The organism is Luteimonas saliphila (assembly GCF_016774335.1).
Classification (GTDB): Bacteria; Pseudomonadota; Gammaproteobacteria; order Xanthomonadales; family Xanthomonadaceae; genus Luteimonas; species Luteimonas saliphila.
The window spans coordinates 70,665-89,508 of the sequence record NZ_JAETWA010000031.1 but is presented as its reverse complement, the minus strand read 5'-3'; the positions used below and the strand labels follow the sequence as shown (position 1 = coordinate 89,508).

Annotated in this window: 21 protein-coding genes and 1 pseudogene; 11 read left to right on the top strand and 11 right to left on the bottom strand. The window is 70.0% G+C overall.

Features of this window, described 5'->3' with window-relative positions; genetic code table 11:
* The first annotated feature begins 69 nt into the window (after positions 1-69).
* Complete coding sequence (locus JMO03_RS08190) at positions 70-744, top strand: hypothetical protein (protein WP_202842344.1); 675 nt, start codon at positions 70-72, stop codon at positions 742-744.
* 609 nt (positions 745-1,353) lie between these two features.
* Here the strand turns inward: JMO03_RS08190 and JMO03_RS08185 are convergent.
* Entirely contained in the window at positions 1,354-1,839 is a 486-nt protein-coding gene (locus JMO03_RS08185; protein ID WP_202842342.1) for a RidA family protein, read from the bottom strand.
* 68 nt (positions 1,840-1,907) lie between these two features.
* On the opposite strand from JMO03_RS08185, the gene JMO03_RS08180 reads away from it, so the two are divergent.
* On the top strand, positions 1,908-2,900 hold the full coding sequence (locus JMO03_RS08180) for a LysR substrate-binding domain-containing protein (RefSeq protein ID WP_202842340.1): 993 nt from the start codon (positions 1,908-1,910) through the stop codon (positions 2,898-2,900).
* A gap of 45 nt (positions 2,901-2,945) precedes the next feature.
* On the opposite strand, the gene JMO03_RS08175 is transcribed toward JMO03_RS08180, so the two are convergent.
* The gene (locus JMO03_RS08175) at positions 2,946-3,332 is read right to left on the bottom strand and encodes a hypothetical protein (protein ID WP_202842338.1); all 387 of its coding nucleotides are present in this window, start codon (positions 3,330-3,332) and stop codon (positions 2,946-2,948) included.
* A 210-nt stretch (positions 3,333-3,542) separates the two neighbouring features.
* Between JMO03_RS08175 and JMO03_RS08170 the strand changes: the two genes are divergently transcribed.
* From JMO03_RS08170 to JMO03_RS08160, 3 genes are all read left to right on the top strand, one after another.
* Positions 3,543-4,655: a sensor histidine kinase gene (locus JMO03_RS08170; protein WP_202842336.1), complete on the top strand. Its 1,113-nt coding sequence runs from the start codon at positions 3,543-3,545 to the stop codon at positions 4,653-4,655.
* Positions 4,652-5,431 (top strand): LytR/AlgR family response regulator transcription factor, encoded by a 780-nt coding sequence (locus JMO03_RS08165; RefSeq protein WP_202842334.1) that lies wholly within the window; start codon positions 4,652-4,654, stop codon positions 5,429-5,431. The genes JMO03_RS08170 and JMO03_RS08165 overlap by 4 nt, the downstream gene beginning before the upstream one ends.
* A gap of 199 nt (positions 5,432-5,630) precedes the next feature.
* Complete coding sequence (locus JMO03_RS08160) at positions 5,631-6,218, top strand: DUF6151 family protein (protein WP_202842333.1); 588 nt, start codon at positions 5,631-5,633, stop codon at positions 6,216-6,218.
* A 130-nt stretch (positions 6,219-6,348) separates the two neighbouring features.
* On the opposite strand, the gene JMO03_RS08155 is transcribed toward JMO03_RS08160, so the two are convergent.
* Entirely contained in the window at positions 6,349-7,209 is an 861-nt protein-coding gene (locus JMO03_RS08155; protein WP_202842331.1) for a diguanylate cyclase domain-containing protein, read from the bottom strand.
* A gap of 340 nt (positions 7,210-7,549) precedes the next feature.
* On the opposite strand from JMO03_RS08155, the gene JMO03_RS08150 reads away from it, so the two are divergent.
* Positions 7,550-8,062 carry a Rid family hydrolase gene (locus tag JMO03_RS08150; RefSeq protein WP_202842329.1) on the top strand — a complete coding sequence of 171 codons (513 nt, stop codon included), beginning with the start codon at positions 7,550-7,552 and terminating at the stop codon, positions 8,060-8,062.
* A 123-nt stretch (positions 8,063-8,185) separates the two neighbouring features.
* Here the strand turns inward: JMO03_RS08150 and JMO03_RS08145 are convergent, their stop codons facing one another.
* Positions 8,186-9,550, bottom strand: a complete 1,365-nt coding sequence (locus tag JMO03_RS08145; protein ID WP_202842327.1) for a M14 family zinc carboxypeptidase — start codon at positions 9,548-9,550, stop codon at positions 8,186-8,188.
* 507 nt (positions 9,551-10,057) lie between these two features.
* Between JMO03_RS08145 and rox the strand changes: the two genes are divergently transcribed.
* Positions 10,058-11,503: a rifampin monooxygenase gene (gene rox, locus JMO03_RS08140; RefSeq protein ID WP_202842325.1), complete on the top strand. Its 1,446-nt coding sequence runs from the start codon at positions 10,058-10,060 to the stop codon at positions 11,501-11,503.
* A gap of 69 nt (positions 11,504-11,572) precedes the next feature.
* Here the strand turns inward: rox and JMO03_RS08135 are convergent, their stop codons facing one another.
* The 3 genes from JMO03_RS08135 to JMO03_RS08125 are packed head-to-tail and all read right to left on the bottom strand — an operon-like array spanning position 11,573 to position 12,608.
* Positions 11,573-11,776 carry a hypothetical protein gene (locus tag JMO03_RS08135; RefSeq protein WP_202842324.1) on the bottom strand — a complete coding sequence of 68 codons (204 nt, stop codon included), beginning with the start codon at positions 11,774-11,776 and terminating at the stop codon, positions 11,573-11,575.
* Positions 11,773-12,183 (bottom strand): VOC family protein, encoded by a 411-nt coding sequence (locus tag JMO03_RS08130; protein WP_202842323.1) that lies wholly within the window; start codon positions 12,181-12,183, stop codon positions 11,773-11,775. The genes JMO03_RS08135 and JMO03_RS08130 overlap by 4 nt, the downstream gene beginning before the upstream one ends.
* Positions 12,180-12,608, bottom strand: coding sequence for a helix-turn-helix transcriptional regulator (locus tag JMO03_RS08125; RefSeq protein WP_202842439.1), 429 nt, complete (start codon positions 12,606-12,608; stop codon positions 12,180-12,182). The genes JMO03_RS08130 and JMO03_RS08125 overlap by 4 nt, the downstream gene beginning before the upstream one ends.
* Before the next feature lie 331 nt (positions 12,609-12,939).
* Here JMO03_RS08125 and JMO03_RS08120 point away from each other — a divergent pair, with 331 nt between their 5' ends.
* Complete coding sequence (locus JMO03_RS08120) at positions 12,940-13,401, top strand: hypothetical protein (protein ID WP_202842322.1); 462 nt, start codon at positions 12,940-12,942, stop codon at positions 13,399-13,401.
* A 27-nt stretch (positions 13,402-13,428) separates the two neighbouring features.
* Here JMO03_RS08120 and JMO03_RS08115 read toward each other — a convergent pair whose 3' ends face one another.
* On the bottom strand, positions 13,429-14,331 hold the full coding sequence (locus JMO03_RS08115) for an SDR family NAD(P)-dependent oxidoreductase (protein WP_202842321.1): 903 nt from the start codon (positions 14,329-14,331) through the stop codon (positions 13,429-13,431).
* A gap of 123 nt (positions 14,332-14,454) precedes the next feature.
* Between JMO03_RS08115 and JMO03_RS08110 the strand changes: the two genes are divergently transcribed.
* From JMO03_RS08110 to JMO03_RS08100, 3 genes are all read left to right on the top strand, one after another.
* A complete protein-coding gene (locus tag JMO03_RS08110) occupies positions 14,455-14,931 on the top strand; it encodes a YehS family protein (RefSeq protein ID WP_202842320.1) in 477 nt (158 codons plus the stop codon).
* Positions 14,932-15,043: 112 nt separating this feature from the next.
* The gene (locus JMO03_RS08105) at positions 15,044-15,268 is read left to right on the top strand and encodes an Lrp/AsnC ligand binding domain-containing protein (RefSeq protein ID WP_202842319.1); all 225 of its coding nucleotides are present in this window, start codon (positions 15,044-15,046) and stop codon (positions 15,266-15,268) included.
* Positions 15,269-15,493: 225 nt separating this feature from the next.
* Positions 15,494-16,255: an MBL fold metallo-hydrolase gene (locus JMO03_RS08100; protein WP_202842317.1), complete on the top strand. Its 762-nt coding sequence runs from the start codon at positions 15,494-15,496 to the stop codon at positions 16,253-16,255.
* Positions 16,256-16,703: 448 nt separating this feature from the next.
* On the opposite strand, the pseudogene JMO03_RS21630 reads toward JMO03_RS08100, so the two are convergent.
* The 3 genes and pseudogenes from JMO03_RS21630 to JMO03_RS08085 all read right to left on the bottom strand — a co-directional run.
* Positions 16,704-17,285, bottom strand: a pseudogene (locus JMO03_RS21630) (GAP family protein); the annotation flags it as partial.
* 106 nt (positions 17,286-17,391) lie between these two features.
* Positions 17,392-17,793 (bottom strand): GFA family protein, encoded by a 402-nt coding sequence (locus JMO03_RS08090; protein ID WP_337926381.1) that lies wholly within the window; start codon positions 17,791-17,793, stop codon positions 17,392-17,394.
* A gap of 130 nt (positions 17,794-17,923) precedes the next feature.
* Positions 17,924-18,727, bottom strand: a complete 804-nt coding sequence (locus JMO03_RS08085) for an alpha/beta fold hydrolase (RefSeq protein ID WP_202842313.1) — start codon at positions 18,725-18,727, stop codon at positions 17,924-17,926.
* Positions 18,728-18,844: the final 117 nt, after the last annotated feature.

Below are 18,844 nucleotides of genomic sequence, written 5' to 3'. Positions count from 1 at the left end.
ACGCAGGTTCACGCGCGTTCGACAGTGCGCGCTCGACCATTCCGCGACGTCGTGCGGAGGGAGGATGCCATGCATCTCCAGGATCGGATCGCGACACTGGAACGCGAGGTCCGCAGGCTGCGGGCGGTCGCTCTGCTCTGCGTGGCCTGTGTCGCGGCCCTGTTGCTCGCCGGGGCCGTGGATCGCCCGGCCGATGCCCGCTTCGGCACGCTCGACGTGGAGCGCATCAACGTACGCGAACCCGATGGCACCCCGCGCCTGGTCATCGCCGGTAGCGCTCGCTTCCCCGGACCGATGAAGCAGGGAACAGAGTCCGATCCCGGCAATCGCAAGGTCGCGCCGGCGGGCCTCGTGCTCCTGTCCAGGGACGGGTCCGAAGCGGGCGGCCTGGCGATCGCGGAGGATGCGAAGGGCAAGCTGTCCGCGCTGCTGTTCGACTACGACATGGCTCCGGTCACCACGGAGGCGACCGGCATCTACCGTCGCATCGGCAGCGACGGTTCCGCGTTCTCCGCATGGATGATCCAGGACCCGCCGTCCGCCGACGCCGACCCGGCCACGGTGTGGGAGACCGATCGCTCGCGCATCCGGTTGCAGAACCCGGGACAGGACGCGGAAGTGCTGCTCACCGACACCGCGGCCAACGAACGCATCCGTCTCCGCGTCACCAGAGGCGGCGATGCGTATATCGAGATCCTCGACGCGGATGGCGAGGTGGTGTTCAGGGCGCCGGAGCAGCGCTGAGGATTGCCGTGGGCCGCGCATGCCGGCAGACGATTGCGGGGCCGATGCCGCCGAGGCGGTCCCTCCTCGACGCCTTGTGCCGCATCCCCCGCCGCCGTGCGGCCAACCCGGGACCCGCGGCGCGGCACGCTCAGTTGATGTCCTTCCAGAACTCCTCGAGCATCTCGCGCAGCGTGGTGGCCTCGAACTGGGCGACGATGTCGTTGCGCAGCGCAACGCGTCGTGCTCGCGGGTGACCTGCTGGCGGTAACCTGCATGCATCTGCTGCAGATCCGGATCGTTGCGGATCCGCTGGGCGGACCAGGTGTTCTGGAAGTCGGCCAGGTTGCCCTGCGCCTGCCGGTAGGCCCGCGCGGCCTGGACGACCTGGTGCGCTTCAGGCGAGACCGGGACCGACACGGAGGCCGGCTCTGGCGCGGCGAGCGCCTCGGGTGTCGGATCCTGTGTCGCCGGCGAGACTTGCGGTGGCCATGTGGTTGGCCGGACGCCATCGGGCTGGAACATGTGCAGCTCCTGCGACACGGGGGACATGGCAGAAAAGCGATGCGTACGCCGCCTGCCGGGTCCTTCCCCGATGAATCCGAACGCAGCTCGACGACACTCCCGAGTCTAGGTCGGATCACCCGCCGGCGATGCGCGCAACTCGTCGGTTGAACGCGACGACCTGGTTGGGCTGGATCGACGGGCGCATCGGGCAACGACCGCCGTCGCCTCGATTTCGAACAGCATGCCGTCGAGCGCCAGGCGCGACACCGGCACCAGCGTGCACGCCGGCTTGCGCGCATCGCCCCAGAGGCGCGACAACTCGCGGCCGAAGGTCTCGAGCTTCCCCATGTCGTGATCGACGACCAGCACCTGCAGGCGCGCCACGTCGCGTGGTCCGGCACCGGCGGCCGCCAGGGCCACGACCATGTTGTCGACCGCCTGGCGTACCTGCGCGGCGAAGTCCGCCGCCAGCGCGCCGTCGGCATCCTCGCCGCCCTGGCCCGAGGCCAGGACCAGACGCGAGCCGGGTGCCACGATCGCGACGTGGGAGTAGCCGTTGGGTTCCGGGTCGTAGAGCCCGGGGGGATTGATCAGCTGGAGCAGGGACATGCGCTTTCTCCTTGGAGGATGGATGAGACAGACTCAGCAATTGCGACGGAGCGGGGTCATGCCATGGCATGCTATTCGGCGCCATATCTGCTGGACAAACGAAAATTTCTGTCCGTATGAGTGAATCAGGAGCATCTGTCAGGCAACCCAGGCGTTTGCCTCCGCTGGTGGCATTGCGCGCTTTCGAAGCCGCCGCGGCGCACGGCAGCTTCCGCGATGCCGCGCAGGAACTGTCGGTCACGCCTACCGCGATCAGCCATCAGGTTCGGGCGCTCGAAGAGGCGTTGGGCTATCCCCTGTTCATGCGTCTCACGCGCCGGGTCGCACTGACATCGGAAGGCAAGCGCCTGGCGGCCGCGTTGCAGGACGGTTTCGACCTGATCGAGGACGCAGTGCGTCGCGCGCGAACGCCGCACCCGGCCAATACGGTGACACTGACCGCAACGACCGCTTTCATCGCCCGGTGGTTGCTGCCGCGCGTGGCCGCGTTCCGTGAAGCCTGTCCCGACATCGACCTGCGACTGCATGCGACCGAGCAGGTGGTGGATCTGGTGCGTGGCGATGCGGACATCGCGGTGCGTGCCGGCAGTGGCGACTGGCCGGGCCTCGTAGACATGCCGTTGCTGGCGGATCGTTATGCGCCGATGTGCAGTCCACGGCTGAAGTTGCGTCGTCCCGAGGATCTGAAGCCGGAAATGTTGATCGGGTTCGACTGGCAGCCCCACGCGCGCTCGCCCGGCACGTGGCCGCGCTGGTTCCGCAAGGTGGGCCTGCCGCGCATGGCCCTGGCGGGTCGCCGGGGCGGGCTGGTGTTCTCGGACGAATCGCATGCCATTGCCGCGACGCTGGCCGGCCATGGCGTGGCGCTGCTGAGCCTGACGTTGATGGAAGCGGAACTCCGGGACGGTTTGCTGCGGCAGCCGTTCGGTCCGGAACTGGACACCGGACGCTTCCACCTGGCCGTTGCGCGGGGCCGCGAATCGGAACCGGCATTGCGACGGGTATGGGAATGGATTGCAGACCAGGCGCGAAACGGATCGAGGACCAGCCTCGGCGGATGACGCGCCGCCGGATGCGCTGGTTCCCCTGCCACGTCGCGACGACCGCTACCGGATCACGTCGCGACCACCTTCGGGATGTCCGCTGGCGCGGCCGTCCTGCGGCCTGAGCCGCAGCTGCCGGTTTCGGCACACATCGATGTCGCGGTAGAGCAGGACGCGGCCATCCCGGAATTCGAAGCGAAGATCCTGCACGCAGCCGTGATCGGCCGTGTCCAGCCACACGGTGGTCTCGGTATTGCCGCCGCGCAGCGGCTTGCCGATGTCGATCGGACGGAAGTCGTCGCTGCGGGCCCGGGCAACGGACAACGCGGTCACGCTGTCGTGGGTGGCGTTGAACAGCGAGAAGTAGTGGCCGGCGCTGCGTCCGGGGTTCGCTTCGGCGGCGGAGGCGGTGAGCAGGGCGGCCAGGGCAATGGCGTGCTTGAACGGCATGGGGCTTCTCCGGATGCAGGGACATGTCCGGCGCGGGCGTTGGTGCGCATGCGGGCCGGTGCCTGCATCAGGCGCGATCGCGGGCGCAGGAGATAGCGGTTCTGGACGAATCGTAGTGACGGGTGCGCGAGTCGTAGCGGTCGTGTCGCCGGGCTTTGCCATGTGCGGCGATACGCATACGATGCGGACGTCCCCAACGGCAGGTGTGCGATGCAGGTCCGCCTCGGCAGCACCGAAATCGGCCTTTACCGCTACCTCGGCCTGTGGACCCTGGTCGCGTTCGTGTTCGCCGTGCAGGGCGTCGTGCACGACGCGCTCGACGGCCGCTTGTGGCCACCGCCGACCTACCTGCGATGGGCGCTGATCCAGTGGCTCCCTTGGGCGGCACTGGCGCCGCTGGTGTTCCGGATCGCCGAGCGGCACCCGGTCCAGGGCCCGCGCAGCCTGCGGGCGCTGGCGACCCACGCCGCCGCGAGCCTCGGCGTGACGGTGCTGGCGCTGGTGATGGGGGCGCTGGCATCCACCTGGTTCGAACCCAGCGGCTTCGGCGAGCAGTTCCGCCACTTCCTAGCCAAGCACGCCGCCACCGGCATGCTCACCTACTGGGCACTGCTGGCGATCCGCCAGGCGCTGCATTTCCGCGCCGAGCAGAGCCGGCGCGAACTCGAAGCGAGCCACCTGGCGGCGGAACTGGCGCAGTCGCGCCTGCGGGTGCTGCGCACGCAGTTGCAGCCGCACTTCCTGTTCAACACGCTGCATGCGATCTCCACCCTGCTGTCCGAGGACGTGCTCTCGGCGGAGGACATGCTGCTGCGGCTGAGCGAGCTGCTGCGCGCGTTCCTCGAGGATTACGACGGGCAGGAGGTGAGCCTGCGCCAGGAACTGGTGCTGCTGGACCTCTACCTCGGCATCCAGCGCGTGCGCTTCAAGGACCGCCTGACCACGCGCATCTACATCGCGCCCGACACGATGGACTGCGCGGTGCCCAGCCTGATCCTGCAGCCGATCGTCGAGAACGCGATCCGCCACGGCATCGGCGAGCGCGTCGGTGCGGACTGCATCGAGATCGAAAGCCGACGCGAGGGCGACAGCCTCTGCCTGGAAGTGCGCAACCGCAACAGCTCGCTCGAAGGCCGCGGCGAATCGCCGTCGGGGCACGGCATCGGGTTGTCGAACACGCGCCTGCGATTGCAGGAACTCTACGGCGACGCCGCGCAGGTGCGCCTGGACACGACCTGGCCGCAGGGCGTGGCCTGTCGCATCCGGCTGCCGTTCCGCCCGCTCGACGACCTGGAGGACGCACCGGAAGTGACGCCGGCATGAGGATCTCCGCCCTGGTGGTGGACGACGAACCGATCGCGCGGCATGCGATCGTGCGCCTGCTGCGCGAGGATGCCGACATCGAGCTGGCAGGCGAATGCAGCGACGGGGTGTCCGCGGTCGAAGCGATCCGCAGCGGCTCGCCGGACCTGGTGTTCCTGGACATCCAGATGCCCGCCATCACCGGACTCGACGTCGTGGCGACGATCGGCGCCGCGCGGATGCCGGCCACCGTGTTCGTGACCGCCTACGAGCAGTTCGCGGTGCGCGCGTTCGATGCGAATGCGGTCGACTACCTGGTCAAGCCCTTCGCCCGTGAGCGGTTCGCAGACGCCCTGCGACGGGTGAAGGCGCGGTTGTCCGCCGCGCGGGGCGCCGATTCCGATCAGGCCGCGCGCATCGCCCAGGCGCTGCAGGAATTGCGCCAGCGCGACCACTACCTGCGCCGCATCCCGGTGCGCGAGGACGAGCGCGTGGTGCTGCTGGACGTGGAGGACATCGTCTGGATCCGCGCCAACCGCAACACCGTGCAGTTGCACGCGCATGGCAAGGTGCACGAACTGCGCGAGACCATGGCGGCGCTGTCCACGCGCCTGGATCCGGGCCGCTTCGCGCGCGTGCATCGTTCGGCGATCGTCAACATCGACCGGATCCGGTCGATCGATCCGTGGTTCAACGGCCACCACGTGGTGACGATGGACAACGGGCAGCAACTGCGGATGAGCCGCTACCAGCACGAGACGTTCCTGCGGCTGGCGACCCTGCGTCGCGAGGGGTGAGGGGCGAGGGGTGAGGGGCGAGGGGTGAGGCCTGGCGGTGGAGCGCGGCCCGGGCGGTCCGAACCGGAGATGGACTGCAACGCGGCGACGGGTCAGGATTGCCACATACGTTGGGCAATGGCAGCGCACCCGCCGTCTTCACGCACCCGTATCGGCGCCACCATTATCCAGTTTCCCCCGATCGAGCGAGGTCACTCCGATGGCATTGTCGTTGCGCTGCGAATGCGGGCAGGTGGAAGGGGCGGTGGAGCCGGGGCCGGCGTATACCCGGGCCACGTGCTACTGCCGCGATTGCCGGGCGTATGCGCGCTGGCTGGAGCGCCCCGGGCTGATGGATGCGCGCGGCGGCACCGACATCGTGGCGATCAACCCGCGGGCCGTGCGCTTCACCGCCGGCGTCGACCGCGTGGCGTGCATGTCGTTGAGCCCCGGGGGGCTGCTGCGCTGGTATGCCTCGTGCTGCCGGACCCCGCTCGGCAACACGCCGCGCGACGGCAGGATCGCCTACGTCGGCCTGCCTGCCGCCAGCCTCGCGCCCCCTGCGGCCGTGGACGCGGCATTCGGGCCTGCCGGCCGCACGCTGATCAATACCGGATCGGCGCAGGGCGAGGTGAAGGCAACGCCGGTCGCCTTCCTGGTCGACGGCCTGCGCATCGTCGCGGGCATCCTGGGTGCACGACTGCGCCGGCAGCGGCCTTCGCTGTTCTTCGATGCCGAAGGACAGCCGATTCGCGCGCCCGCAGTGCTGGCTCAGGCGGAGCGGGCCTCGCTCTACGATCGCGGGTGACGCGAAGCAGGACCCGGTTCCTGCGACCGGAACCGGAGCCGGAAGCGTTCCCGCCACGTGAGGCAGGGATGTCCGCGGCGGAAGGTCGGGCGGCCGACCGGGTTTCCAGTTCCCTTGCCGGAGGATCCGCTCAGCGCTCGCTCGTCAGGGTACCCCGCTTGACGGCGTACATCGCGCGGTCGGCGTGGGCGAGCAGGGAGGCCGCGTCATCGCCGTCGCCCGGAAAGCAGGCAACGCCTACGCTGGCGTCGAGCTGGAACGGTCGATCGGCCACGCGGTCGACCTGTCGCAGCCTGGCGCGCAGGGCGTCGGCGACACGGCGGGCGGCATTGGCGTCCCTGCATCCGGGCAGCAGCACCACGAACTCGTCGCCGCCGACCCGCGCCGCCACGTCGCCGTGCCGCAGGCCCTGCCTCAGCCGGCCGGCGACGTCCTGCAGCAGGCGGTCGCCGGCGTCGTGGCCACCCAGGTCGTTGGCTGCCTTGAAGCCGTCGAGATCGAGATAGAGCAGCGCAAGGCGGTCGCCGGTTGCGCGCGCATGCGAGAGCGCCCTCGTCAGCGCATGCTGCAGGCGGTGGCGGTTGGGCAGCCCGGTCAGCGTGTCGTGACTGGCCAGATGCTCCAGTTCCTCCTCGGCGCGCCGCAGCTCGGTGACCTCGCGCCCCACGCCGATGCGGATGCGATGGTCCGGATGCCAGCGGGCCGACCACTGCATGTCCACGAGATGGCCGCGCTTGTGGACGTAGCGGTTGCGGAAGTGACGCTGGATCGCGCCTGCGGTGACTTCCGCGGCCTGGCGGATGGTGTCCTGGCGATCGTCGGGATGGACGAAGTCGAACGCCTGCCGCCCCAGCACCTCCGCGGGCCGGTAGCCGAGGATGCGCTCGAAGCTGGCGCTCACGTACAGATAGCGGCCGTCCTCGTCGACGACGCATACGGCATCCGGCAGCAGGTCGAGCACATCGGCAAGCGGGGGCAGGGTCGGATTCATCGTCGGGCAGGCGGTCGGTCGCGAACAGCATGACAGGGTCCGCCCGCGGCGGCTGGAACGCAGGGCATGCCAGGCGACGCGCCTGCGCATCGGAATCGACCGGGCGTGGCTGGACCCGACCTGCCGACGCATTCCGGTTCGGGCATGCCGCCGGTGAACAGGCCCCGGCGACGCCCGCCCCGCCTGTCGCACGCACGGGGACTCGCCTTCGGCGCGTTCGCGCACACGGCGAGGGGCGTCCGGTTCCTGGCCTGGTCGAGAGATCGCTCATGACCAACGGCAGGTTGCGCGTAGTGGCGGGCGTTCGACAGCATGGTGGCCTCGCCCCCGGGAGCCCGTGATGACGAACCTTCGCAATGCGTGCCTGCTGGCCGGGCTGCTGTTCTCCGCCGCATCCGCGCGCGCCGGGGAGGACGTGCCGACCCGCGAACACCTCGTGCCGCCCGGTGCGGAGCGCGCCTACCACGCCTGGCACTACACGCCGGTGGTCAAGGTGAAGGACATGGTGATCGTCTCGGGCATCCCGGCCGCGGGACCGGGCAGCTACGAAGACAAGGTGCGGCGGATGTTCGACTCCCTGAAGCGGCAACTGGAACTGGCGGGCAGCAGCCTGGCCGACGTGGTGGAGCTGACCAGCTTCCACACCGGACCGACCGATGCCGCGAGCTTCCAGGCCGAGTTCGCGAAGTTCGGACCGATTCACCACGAGTATTTTCCGTCGCACTATCCCGCGTGGAGCGCGGTCGGAACCTCGGCGTTGCTGGCGGAGGGTGCGGTGGTCGAACTGCGTGCGGTCGCGATCATCGGTTCCGGGCGCGCGCCGAAGGCCGACGTTCCTCTCCCGACGCCCTGACAGCGCGGCAGATCGCAGGACGCGGAGATCCATGGGAGCCCAGCTGCATGTGCGTGGCTTCAAGGTCGTGGTCCGGACGCGGCAGAAGCTTGCGTCGCGCCTCGAGGCAAGCCTCCGGGTGCCTCAGTCCGCCCGCGGCACGCGCCTGTCCGGATCCACGTCGCGGGCCAGCGTCCATACGATGTGGCGGCCCTGCGGATCCCGGCTGAGATGGAAATACGCCGGGGCGTGCCGGGCGATCTTCCGGTGTTCTGTGTTTCCGTCCGCTCCCTCGCCGGCAACGGGCACGATATACAGGCCGGAGGCGTCGATCGTACGGCGCGCCTGGCTGTCGGCAAGGTCGCCGATCTCGAGGATCATCCCGCCGCGCTCCAGCAGCGCATCCTCGAACTCCACCAGCAGGTCGACCCTGGCCGGGGCCTTTCCGGGCAGGGCCAGAGTGCCGCCCGCGATGCGCAGGTCCGCCCAGTCGCGCCCGTTCTCGGGCAGTTGCTCGTACGCGGCGCGCGGCAGGCCCGCATGCGTCCCGGTGGCGATGGCGTCCAGCGCGCCCGCCAGGGCGAGGAAATTGAGCTTGCGCAGCCGCTGCTTCTGCAGATCGCCCTCGATGCCGCCGGACTCGATCAGGATGGTGGACACGCCGGCCTGCGCGGTGAGATCGCCGAACGCCCGCGGGTTGAACGTGTCGTCCCACCTGGCGATGTAGCCGGCGATGTAGGGCTCGAGCACGGCGCGGATCGCCACGGACACCTCGATGGCGCGCGCCCGCGAGTCGTCGACCTCGCGGGCGACGTTGTAGGGCGGCGCGAGCAGCGCGATGGCGGTGCCGCGGCTGCTGTCGCCGACGCGGGTGCCCACGTCCTGGTCGTGCAGGTTGAATCCGAAGTGGGGCTCGAGCCGCTCGCGCAGGTCGTGCAGCGCGCGGCCCTCGGGCGAGGCCAGCGCACGGGCATCGCGGTTGATGTCGATGCCCTGCGCATTGCGACGCTGGAAGCGCGCCGCGCCGTCGGGATTCACGATCGGCAGGAGGTGCAGGGTGGTGCCCCGGCGCAACCGCTGCACCAGCGGATGCCGCGGATGTTCGCCGAGGAGCCGGAACAGGTCGGCGATCGCCATCGACGCCGTGCTCTCGTCGCCATGCATCTGCGACCACAGCAGCACACGCGTGTCGCCGCGGCCCCAGGAGACGTGCTGCAGCGGGCGCCCCTCGGCGCCCCGGCCGATCACCCGGGTGTCGAAACCGCCGGCCCTGGTCGCCAGACGACCGGCGAGATTCCACCAGTGTTCCGGCGAGAACCGTCGGTCTTCCAGCCCCGCGACCCGGATGCGCCGGTCGTACAGCGCGTCCAGCGCACCCAGCCAGGGCGGGGCGGGCGGCAGCAACACGTCCGCGGCCGCGGGCGGCGGTGGCGGGGCCTCCCGGGCCGCGGACACCTGCGGCGACAGCAATGACAACGCGGACAGAGACAACGCGAGGAGTCGGCGCATGGGACGATGGTCCGCGGCGGAACGTCGCATGCTCCGAGGCACTCCCGGCATTGTCAAACGAAGCCGGTGGCAAGGGGAGACTGGTGTTGCACGAGCGGTGACCCGCGGTCCAGGCATGCTTGCCGGTGGCGATCGGCAATCGGCGAATGGCGGGTTCGGCCCTCGTCCGCATCGCGTGGCGTTTCCCGCGGCATGGGCGCGGTCCACCATCTCCCGCCGGCGCGGGCGCGTGACCTGCATGGGCCCCGCACAGGTATTGCGGGTTTCGTTCGCGGTGGGCCTGGTCCGGAGCCGTCGATTCTTGCAGCGCCTTGCGCCTGTGGAAGGCCCGATTCCCTCCAGACGGCAAAAAAAATGGGCCGACGCCGCAGCGCCATCCCACCAGCACTTTATATCCCACGCACGGGCTTGCGGCAAGGCCGGCGCGATGGTGCACAGTCGCCCACCTTCCTGGACTGGACCCGTGCGGAGGTGGCTGTGCGAAAGGGCTTGAGCGCAGCGGCGGCAATGGACGCGGACGTCATCGTGGTCGGCGCCGGGCCGACAGGCACGATGCTGGCAAGCGAGCTGAGGCTGCACGGCGTGCGCGTGATGGTGCTGGAGAAGGACACCACGCCATCCCCGGTGGCGCGGGCGCTCGGACTGCATGCGCGCAGCCTCGAGATCCTCGACCAGCGCGGACTGCTGGACCGGTTCCTCGCGCTCGGCCAACGCTATCCGGTCGGCGGCTTCTTCGCCGCCATCGACAAGTCCGCACCCGAAGGACTCGACTGCGCGCATGCCTACGTGCTGGGCATCCCGCAGACCGTCACCGATCGCCTGCTGGAAGCGCGCGCCGCCGAACTGGGCGCGGACATCCGGCGTGGTGGCGAAGTGGCCGCCTTGGAGCAGGACGAGGCCGGCGTCACCGTGCAGTTGGCGGATGGCGCCTGCCTGCGCGCGTGCTACCTGGTCGGCTGCGATGGCGGCCGCAGCACGGTACGCAAGCGTCTGGGCGTGGGGTTTCCGGGCGAGCCGTCGCGGGTCGACACCTTGCTCGGCGAGATGCAGCTCGCCGAGCCGTGGGAGGCGATCGCCCCGGTGGTGGGCGAGATCCGCAAGACCGAGAAACGGTTCGGCATCAGGCCGCTCGAAGACGGCGCCTTCGGCGTGGTGCTGCCCGCCGGGGGCGTGGCGCAGGATCGCGCCACGCCGCCGACGCTCGACGAGTTCAGGCGGCAGCTGACGCGGGTCGCCGGCAGCGATTTCGGCGCGCATTCGCCGCGCTGGTTGTCGCGCTTCGGCGACGGCACGCGGCTGGCCGAGCGCTATCGGGTGGGCCGCGTGCTGCTGGCCGGCGATGCCGCGCACATCCATCCACCCGTGGGCGGACAGGGGCTCAACCTCGGCGTGCAGGACGCCTTCAACCTGGGCTGGAAACTGGCTGCGCAGGTCAGGGGCTGGGCGCCGACGGGATTGCTGGACAGCTACGAGGCCGAACGCAGGCCGGTGGCCGCCCATGTGCTCGACCACACCCGCGCGCAGATGCACCTGCTCTCGACCGAGCCCGGTCCGCAGGCGGTGCGCAGGTTGCTGTCGGAACTGATGGACTTCGATGTGGTGAACCGCCATCTCACCGGCAAGATCATGGCGATCGACATCCGCTACGACCTGGGCGACGGACATCCGTTGCAGGGCCGGCGCCTGCGCGACATCGCGCTGGGGAGCGGGAGGCTGTACGCGCGCATGCATCGCGGGCGCGGCGTGCTGCTCGACCGGACGGACGCGCTGTCGACGGCAGGCTGGGCGGAGCGCGTGGACCACCTGGTCGACACCAGCGAGGCGCTGGACGTGTCCGCGGTGCTGCTGCGTCCCGATGGCCACGTGGCCTGGGCAGGCGACGATCCGCACGCGCTGCGCGCCGCGCTGGCCAGGTGGTTCGGTGCGCCGGTGCCGGCATCGGGAACGGCCTGAAGGCCGGGTGGGATGTCGCGTTCAAGCGGTCACCCGGGGGTGCGGGATTGCGTCACAGCCCGACACCGCTCATTGCCTGTCGCGCCGCCCGGCGGCATACGGCAGCACGAACATGTACAGGCCGCTGGCCATCAGCAGCAACAGCGGCGGCAATGGCGCGTAGACCACCCAGGCGGGCGGCTCGCCGAAGGCCATGGCGACGAAGTTGGCGACGACGGTCGCGGTGAAGGCGATGGCCAGCCAGCGATGGAATTGCCGGATCCACGCGCTCATCGCGATGCCGCCTGGATCATCTTCCAGCCGTTGCCGGACGGATCGCGGAAGGTGGCGTCCACGTTGCCGTAGCGGTCCACCGGCTCCTGCGTGAACTCGACCCCGAGCGCGTGCAGCCGCGCGTAGTCGCCGCGACAGTCGTCGACGTGCAGGACCAGCGGCGGCATGGCGCCCTTGGCGACGATTTCCTGCAACGCCTGTGCGGTCGCCACGTCGTGCACCGGCGGCCCCGGCAGGAACAGGCCGAGCTGGAACGACGGCTGTTCCGGATGCTGCACCGTCAGCCAGCGATAGTCGCCGTTGCGCGCGTCGGTGTGGACGCGGAACCCGAGCTTGTCGACATAGAACCGCAGCGCCTCCTCCTGGTCGCGGACGTACAGCCCGACCACCCCGATGCCCTTGCTCATGCGACCTCCGGTCGTTTGGACGCGGGGATGCTATCGCCGGCCTCCCGGCGCCGCTTCTCCGAAACTGCGGTGGTGAGGGCGGGGCGCTGGGCGGCGGCGAGGTAGCAGGGCGGCACCCGGTCCAGCGGATGCGCCGCCGCCTGCTGCCGCGCGCGCAGTTCGCCCGGACTCTCGCCGGTGATGTCGCGGAAGGTGCGGCCGAAGGTGCCCAGGCTTTGCCAGCCGGTCTGGAAGGCGATGTCGGTGATCGGCAGGTCGGTATCGCGCAGCAGGGTCGTGGCCCGTTCGATCCGCCGCGTGAGCAGGTAGCGGTGCGGCGGCACGCCGAAGGCGTCCTTGAACGATCGCGCGAAGTGCGCCTCGGACACGCCGCTCACCCGCGCCAGCCGCCGCACCGGCCAGGCCTCGTGGGAGGCGGCGTCCATGCGGTCCTTGGCGCGCAACAGGCGGCGCAGCAGGCGTGGATCCTGGCTTGTGCGTGCTTGCACGGGATCGATCGCCGAAGCGTGGGCTGCGGGTGGCTGGCGGGGCGTGCGCATCGGGGCGTAGTTTGCATCCGTCTCCATGGGGGTGCATCTCCCTGGCGACCACCGATTCGGCGACGGCAACCCGGCAATGTGGGACCGCCTGATCCGTCGCGCCCCGCCTCTCCGCAAGGCCGCGTAGCGCGTGTCCGCGATGGGTGCCGTGCGTCGTTGTGATGCTGTAGGGGGCGCGCAAAGGGGGTTGGCAGGGTTCACAACGAGGGAGGACGTCATGAAGATCCGGATCGGAGTTGCACTGGTGGCGCTGGCCATGGCCTCGTCGCCGGTCCCGGCGCAGGAACTGGTGTTGGCGGCAGGTTCGCACTGCCAGCCCACGCAACCCGCCTACGCGTCATCGTTGAGCTATGCCGACGGCGCGGTGACCAACAGCGGCGCGAGACGGGTGCAGGTGACCTGTCCGCTGCCCTCGGTGGTACCCGGCCATGCCATGGTGGGCGCGAGCGTGGCCCAGCTCGACTTCGACGAACAGTGGGGGCGCCGCTGCCTGTTCCACAATCTGTGGCCCGGCCTGGCGCCTCGGGCCGGCGTATTGAACGGACTGCCGGCTAGCCCCTGGATCGGCATCGCCGAGCTCGACGTGGACAGCAGCGAGTTCGTTCCGCATTCGGTGATCTGCCCGCTGTTGCCCGGGCAGACGCTGTACGCGCTGACGGTCGAAATCGAGCCGTTGTGAGTCCCGGAAGGCGGGCGTGAGCCCGCCCTACGGCCCGGGGACGCCGGTCAGTTCGGCGCTCAGTTCGACGAGGCGCGCACGCGCCTCGGAATCGCCTGCCTGCTCGTCGAAGGGCGCGGCCGGTCGGCCGTCCACGTAGAAGGCGCCAGGCTGCAGCGCCGTCGCGGTGACCAGTCCCATCACGTGGTCGCGTCCTTCGGCGACGGTGGTGCGGGCGGGTACGCCGATGCCCTTGACCATGGTGGTGTCCATCAGCGTGGCCGGGTGCACGGAGATCATGGTGACGCCGCGTGCGGCGAACGCTGGGGCGAGTTCCATGGTCATCATGACCTGCGACAGCTTGCTCTGTCCGTAACCGCGGTGGTGGGCGTCGGGCCGTTCCAGCATGACGTCGTCGAAATCGATCGCGTGTGCGCTGATCGAGGAGACGTTGATGACCCGCGACGGCGCCGCAGCTTCCAGATTGGGCAGCAGCCGGTTCGCCAGGATCCAGCCGGCGAGGTAGTTGACGACGAACTGCAGTTCGTGGCCGTCTTCGCTGGCGCTGCGGCGCGGGGCCTGACGGATGGCGATGCCGGCGTTGTTCACCAGCAGGTCGAGCCTGGCGTACTCGCCTGCGATCGTGTCGGCGAACTGGCGTACCGCTTGCAGCGAGGAGAAGTCGGCGGCGACGAACCGTGCCGAGCCCTTGCCCGATCGCGTGATCTCGTCCACCACGGCCTGGCCGCGTTCGGCATTGCGGCCGTGCACGATGACGTGGGCGCCGTCGGCCGCAAGCGAGAGGGCAAGTTCGCGCCCGAGTCCGTCGGTCGACCCGGTGACGAGCGCGGTCTTGCCGGTGTAGGACAGCGGCTCGTCCGGTACCTGCGCCTGGCCCGGCGGGGCCGCGAGCAGGAAGGACAAGGCGAAAGCGACCATCGCGATGCGCATGACGAATCTCCTGTCGGGCAGGAAGCCAGCATAGGCGATAACGAGGCTGGCGACCGGGTCCGCTGCGACGCACCCCGGCCACCCGCTAGACTGCATCGCATCCCCCAGCCGCATGTTGGATCGATGATCAACAACGACGTCCTGCGCAGCATCCGCTACATGCTCGACCTGAGCGAGCAGAAGGTGATCGACATTGCCGGGCTGGCAAGCCCCGCATTCGTCCTGGGCAGGGATGAAGTGCGTGCGATGCTGCTGAAGGAGGATGAGCCCGGATACGTGCCCTGCAGCGACGAGGTGCTGGCGCACGTGCTCGACGGGCTGATCGTGCACCTGCGCGGGCGCGAGGAGGGCAGGCCGGTCCGGCCGGTCGAGAAGCGCGTCAGCAACAACGTGGTGCTGAAGAAGTTGCGGGTGGCGTTCGAACTGACCGACGCCGACATGCACCGGATCTTCGTCGACCCGGGCTTCCCGGTGACCAAGCCCGAGCTCTCGGCGCTGTTCCGCCAAGCCGGGCACCGCAACTTCCGCCCCTGTGGCGACCAGTTGCTGCGCAATTTCCTGAAAGGGCTGACGCTGCGGCTGCGCGGCGCCCAGGCCTGACCCGGCCGCAGGCATCCGGCCGTTCGCGCGGCGGGTTTCGGACCCGAAGCGCACGGGGCCCTGCACGTTCTTCATCGCCGCGCTGACGGTCGAACGCGAACGGCCGGACCTGATGGCGGCGGTCCGCAAGTGGCTGCTGGCCGAACCCGGCGTCCAGCAGATCTATTACGTCACCGGCGACGCCGATTTCGTGGTCGTGCTGTCGGCGCCCGATGTCGATGCCTATCACGCGCTGATGTCGCGCCTGATGGCCGATTGCCCGGGCGTCACGCGTTTCGCGACCAACGTGGCGCTCGATGTGATCAAGCGCGGGCTGACGATTCCGGTGCCCGAGTAGCGCGCCAGCCCCCGGGGAGGCTCGGGATTTCCGCGTGGTGACGCCCCTGTCGGCGGGCGACAGCGCGCCGCGCGGACGATGACGCCGCCATGCCCAGTCGCCACACCGCTTGCGCACGGACGAACCGGCGTGCCCTTGCGCTCGGGCCTGCGGCTCGCGCTGCGGGAACGCGACCTTGCGCCGGCGTTCCCGTGATTTTCACGCCGCCCGCCTAAGCTGTCGACGATGAAGCAGCTGTCCGACACCTTCTGGAACATCCGCGGCGTGCACCGGGTCGCCGGCGTGCTCGACATCGGCACCCAGATGTCGCTGGTGCGACGCGACGATGGTCGCTTCGTGGTCATCGACGGGTGCCCGCTCGACGATGCGCAGCGCGATGCGCTGCTGGCGTTGACCGGCAACGGCGAACGCGTGGCGGCCGTGGTCCACGTGCATCCGTTCCACACCCTGCATGTGGAGGCGATGCAGCGCTTGTTTCCCGGGGCCACGCTCCATGGCACCGCGCGCCATCGCCGGCTCGCGCCGTCGCTGCCATGGTCGGCCACCCCGGTGGAGGCGTGGGGTGAGGATCACCCGCTTGCCGAACTGTTCGATCTCTCGGTACCCGGCGGCGTGGCCTTCGTGTGCGCGGACGAACGCGTGCACGTCGCTTCGGTACTGGTGCGGCATCGACGCGACGGCATCGTGCATGTCGACGACACGCTGAACGTACTGGCGGCACCGGGCCTCCTGCGCGGTCTGCTGCCGCAGTCTTCGCTGCGCATGCATCCATTGCTGGCGCGCGCGCTCAAGCCGGAGGCCGGGGCCGCCGATGCGTATGCCGCGTGGGCGCGCACGCTGGCCTCGCGCTGGGCGGACACACGCATCGTGTGCGCTGCGCACTCCGCGCTGCGACGATTCCCGGAGGGCGGCTTCGCCGATGAAGTGGAAGCGGCGCTGGAGCGCGTTTCGCGTGCCCTGGATCGTCACCGCGTCCGCTACGGCTAGGACCGCGGCGGATCCGCCGGCGACGCCACCATCGGGGCGCCGGGTTCCGGCCGGTGGTGTCGACCAGTCCACCCGGCGAACGTGGTCGTCCTCGCCGACAGCGTGCTCGCGGTAGCGGGCGACGGCTAGGGCTTCGCCGCCCCTTGCACATACGGACCCGCCACGGCGCCGACGAACCCGCCGGCGACCACCGTGGTCGGTATGCCTGCGTCCGCTTCGCCGAGCAGGGTGGTGAACGCCTCGCCGTCGGCGCTTTGGCGAACGCGGGTCGGTCCGGGTCCGCGATGCGGACGACGGCGATGTCGAACCCGGGCCCGTGCACGGGCGGGACCAGCGCGTGCACCGACACCGGGTCGCCGCGATCGCGCTCGCCGGTGAACCAGCGCGAGAGCGCGTCGCTCAGCAACGCAACGCCGACGATGCCGAAGATCCACAGCGTCGCCTCTCGCGCGCCGCGGCGCAGGCGCTCGCGCCAGCGGACGAAGCGCGCGTCCGTGCGCTGGCCCAGCAGCACGTGCAGCGCGAGCAAGGCCAGGGGTGGCGCCACGAACACCAGGTTGTAACCCGCGAGCAGTGGCAGCCACTGCGCGGGCGACAGTCTCGCCTCGACCATCAGCGCGAGCGCCGCGAAGTAGGGCAGCGCGGTCGCCAGTTCCAGCAGCGTCACCGTCATCCCGAGGAGCACGAAGGCGGCCAGTCCTCCACTACCCGGCAGCGGCGGTTCGCGCGCCTGGTGCGCGTCGGACGGCGCGAAGATCGCATAGGCCAGCAGTCCAGCGCCCAGCAGCGCCTGCGCGGCCATCGCCAGCGGATGGTCGAGCACCACGGCCAGGGTGTCGTGCGCTGCGGTGGCGCCCAGCATGATCGCGATACCCAGGCCGAGGTAGGCCACCACGATCCCGGCAACGTAGGCCAGCAGGCGCGGCCTGGCATGCGGCTGCGCCAGCAGCCACAGCGCCACCACGAGGGCCGACGGATTCAGGCTGTCGAGCAACGCCAGGATCAACAGCGATGGCAGGAGGTGGTCCATGGCGGCGCGGTCAGGGTGGCAAGGCGCGGAGCGTAGCGCATGCGTCCCGGTGCCCGGCCGACGGTCGCAGGCGTTGCAGTCGACCCGTCTGCGGGGCGACGCGCGGCTAGAACCACAGGTCGCGCACGCATCGGCCGTCCGAGGGCAGGTCGTCGAAACTGTCGAGTCCGTCGAAATGGTCGATCGGCAGGTGCGCCACCGTGTCCGGTTCGGCCAGCCGCACGTTGACCGCGATCCGCCGCCGCCCGCCGTCCTCCAGCCGCACGCCTCGCCAGCACACCACGCAGGCGCAGGTCGGGCAGAAATGGATCTCGAGCGCGGGATCGGCCTTGCCTACGCGGGTGTACACGCGGGTGTCGCCGTGGATGGCGATGCGTCCGTGCTCGAAATCGTAGGCCCACAGCGCGCCGTAGCGACGGCACAGGGTGCAGTTGCAGGAGGTGACCGGGCCGGGGTCGCCCGAGACGCGCCAGCCGGCGCCGCCGCAGTGGCATCGACCGGACAACACGTCAGGAGCCAAGGCCTGGTCCGGCAGACGGAACGGGTGCGAAGGTCGGCGGCATCGGCATGTCTCCCGTCCGGCGGGGAGCCGCCGGCGCGGCAGGACGATAGCATCGCGCGGCTGGCATCGCTCCAGGCTATTCCGCTGCTGGCGCAGGCGCGGTGTTGCGATCCTCCATCGATGCCGCGATCAGCGTCGCCACGCCGCGCGGATCCTCCTGCTGCGCGACATGCCCGCCGGGGAAGGTGCGGATGGTCCAGCCCCGCGCACGCGCATTGCGCCAGCTCCTGTCGGTCTTCGCGCGTTCTTCCGCCGACTGGTCCTTCGGCACGAAGGCGACATAGGTCACCGGCAGCGCCAGCGCGGCGGGATTGCGGTACGACACCGGCTGGTTGAAGCACCTGATCGACTGCCTGACGCTGTAAGGCGGCTTCGCGCCCGGTTCGACCCAGGGCACCTGCATGAAACCGTCCCTGAAGCGCTCCGGATCCTGCGGAAAATCGCTGCCGAACAGGTCCCAGATCGATTGCCCGTCCTCGGGCACCGCGGCGTCGAGGAACACGACATGGCGCAGCCGCTCCGGAATGCGGTCCATCACCCCGGTGATCACCATGCCGCCGTAACTGTGGCCGGTGAGCACGACGTCGTGCAGGTCCTCGAACAGGATCAGGTTGACGACGTCGTCGATGTGGGTCTGCAGGTCGATCTCGGTGCTGTTGAGGTGCTCGCGCTCGCCCAGGCCGGTGAGGGTGGAGCGGTAGACGGTGTGTCCGTCCTCGACGAGGAACTGGCCGGTGCGTTTCCATTCCCAGCCGCCGGCGGTAGCACCATGGACGAGCACGAAGGTCTGCCTGTCGGCGGCGGCCAGGGGCGCGGCGACACAGCCCAGCAGCAGGGCGCCGAGGAGCATTGCGATGATGCGGTATGGAAGCGGGCTCATGGTGGTCTCGCAGCGTGGACGGAAGCGCTGCCGGCAGGGTGCCATGCGCGACGGCGCCTGCGGGTGTCGAATGTGCCTGCGATTCCGTAAATCCATTGCGGTATGCCGGTACGGAAT

Bases quoted from the DNA above. Each gene is read 5' to 3' on its own strand.
- JMO03_RS08175 (WP_202842338.1), bottom strand. From the start codon at position 3,332: ATGCCGTTCAAGCACGCCATTGCCCTGGCCGCCCTGCTCACCGCCTCC.
- JMO03_RS08160 (WP_202842333.1), top strand. From the start codon at position 5,631: ATGGCATTGTCGTTGCGCTGCGAATGCGGGCAGGTGGAAGGGGCGGTG.
- JMO03_RS08120 (WP_202842322.1), top strand. From the start codon at position 12,940: ATGAAGATCCGGATCGGAGTTGCACTGGTGGCGCTGGCCATGGCCTCG.
- rox (WP_202842325.1), top strand. From the start codon at position 10,058: ATGGACGCGGACGTCATCGTGGTCGGCGCCGGGCCGACAGGCACGATG.
- JMO03_RS08180 (WP_202842340.1), top strand. From the start codon at position 1,908: ATGCTATTCGGCGCCATATCTGCTGGACAAACGAAAATTTCTGTCCGT.
- JMO03_RS08150 (WP_202842329.1), top strand. From the start codon at position 7,550: ATGACGAACCTTCGCAATGCGTGCCTGCTGGCCGGGCTGCTGTTCTCC.
- JMO03_RS08105 (WP_202842319.1), top strand. From the start codon at position 15,044: ATGGCGGCGGTCCGCAAGTGGCTGCTGGCCGAACCCGGCGTCCAGCAG.
- JMO03_RS08100 (WP_202842317.1), top strand. From the start codon at position 15,494: ATGAAGCAGCTGTCCGACACCTTCTGGAACATCCGCGGCGTGCACCGG.
- JMO03_RS08165 (WP_202842334.1), top strand. From the start codon at position 4,652: ATGAGGATCTCCGCCCTGGTGGTGGACGACGAACCGATCGCGCGGCAT.
- JMO03_RS08190 (WP_202842344.1), top strand. From the start codon at position 70: ATGCATCTCCAGGATCGGATCGCGACACTGGAACGCGAGGTCCGCAGG.
- JMO03_RS08185 (WP_202842342.1), bottom strand. From the start codon at position 1,839: ATGTCCCTGCTCCAGCTGATCAATCCCCCCGGGCTCTACGACCCGGAA.
- JMO03_RS08170 (WP_202842336.1), top strand. From the start codon at position 3,543: ATGCAGGTCCGCCTCGGCAGCACCGAAATCGGCCTTTACCGCTACCTC.
- JMO03_RS08125 (WP_202842439.1), bottom strand. From the start codon at position 12,608: ATGGACGCCGCCTCCCACGAGGCCTGGCCGGTGCGGCGGCTGGCGCGG.
- JMO03_RS08085 (WP_202842313.1), bottom strand. From the start codon at position 18,727: ATGAGCCCGCTTCCATACCGCATCATCGCAATGCTCCTCGGCGCCCTG.
- JMO03_RS08110 (WP_202842320.1), top strand. From the start codon at position 14,455: ATGATCAACAACGACGTCCTGCGCAGCATCCGCTACATGCTCGACCTG.
- JMO03_RS08130 (WP_202842323.1), bottom strand. From the start codon at position 12,183: ATGAGCAAGGGCATCGGGGTGGTCGGGCTGTACGTCCGCGACCAGGAG.
- JMO03_RS08145 (WP_202842327.1), bottom strand. From the start codon at position 9,550: ATGCGCCGACTCCTCGCGTTGTCTCTGTCCGCGTTGTCATTGCTGTCG.
- JMO03_RS08115 (WP_202842321.1), bottom strand. From the start codon at position 14,331: ATGCGCATCGCGATGGTCGCTTTCGCCTTGTCCTTCCTGCTCGCGGCC.
- JMO03_RS08155 (WP_202842331.1), bottom strand. From the start codon at position 7,209: ATGAATCCGACCCTGCCCCCGCTTGCCGATGTGCTCGACCTGCTGCCG.
- JMO03_RS08135 (WP_202842324.1), bottom strand. From the start codon at position 11,776: ATGAGCGCGTGGATCCGGCAATTCCATCGCTGGCTGGCCATCGCCTTC.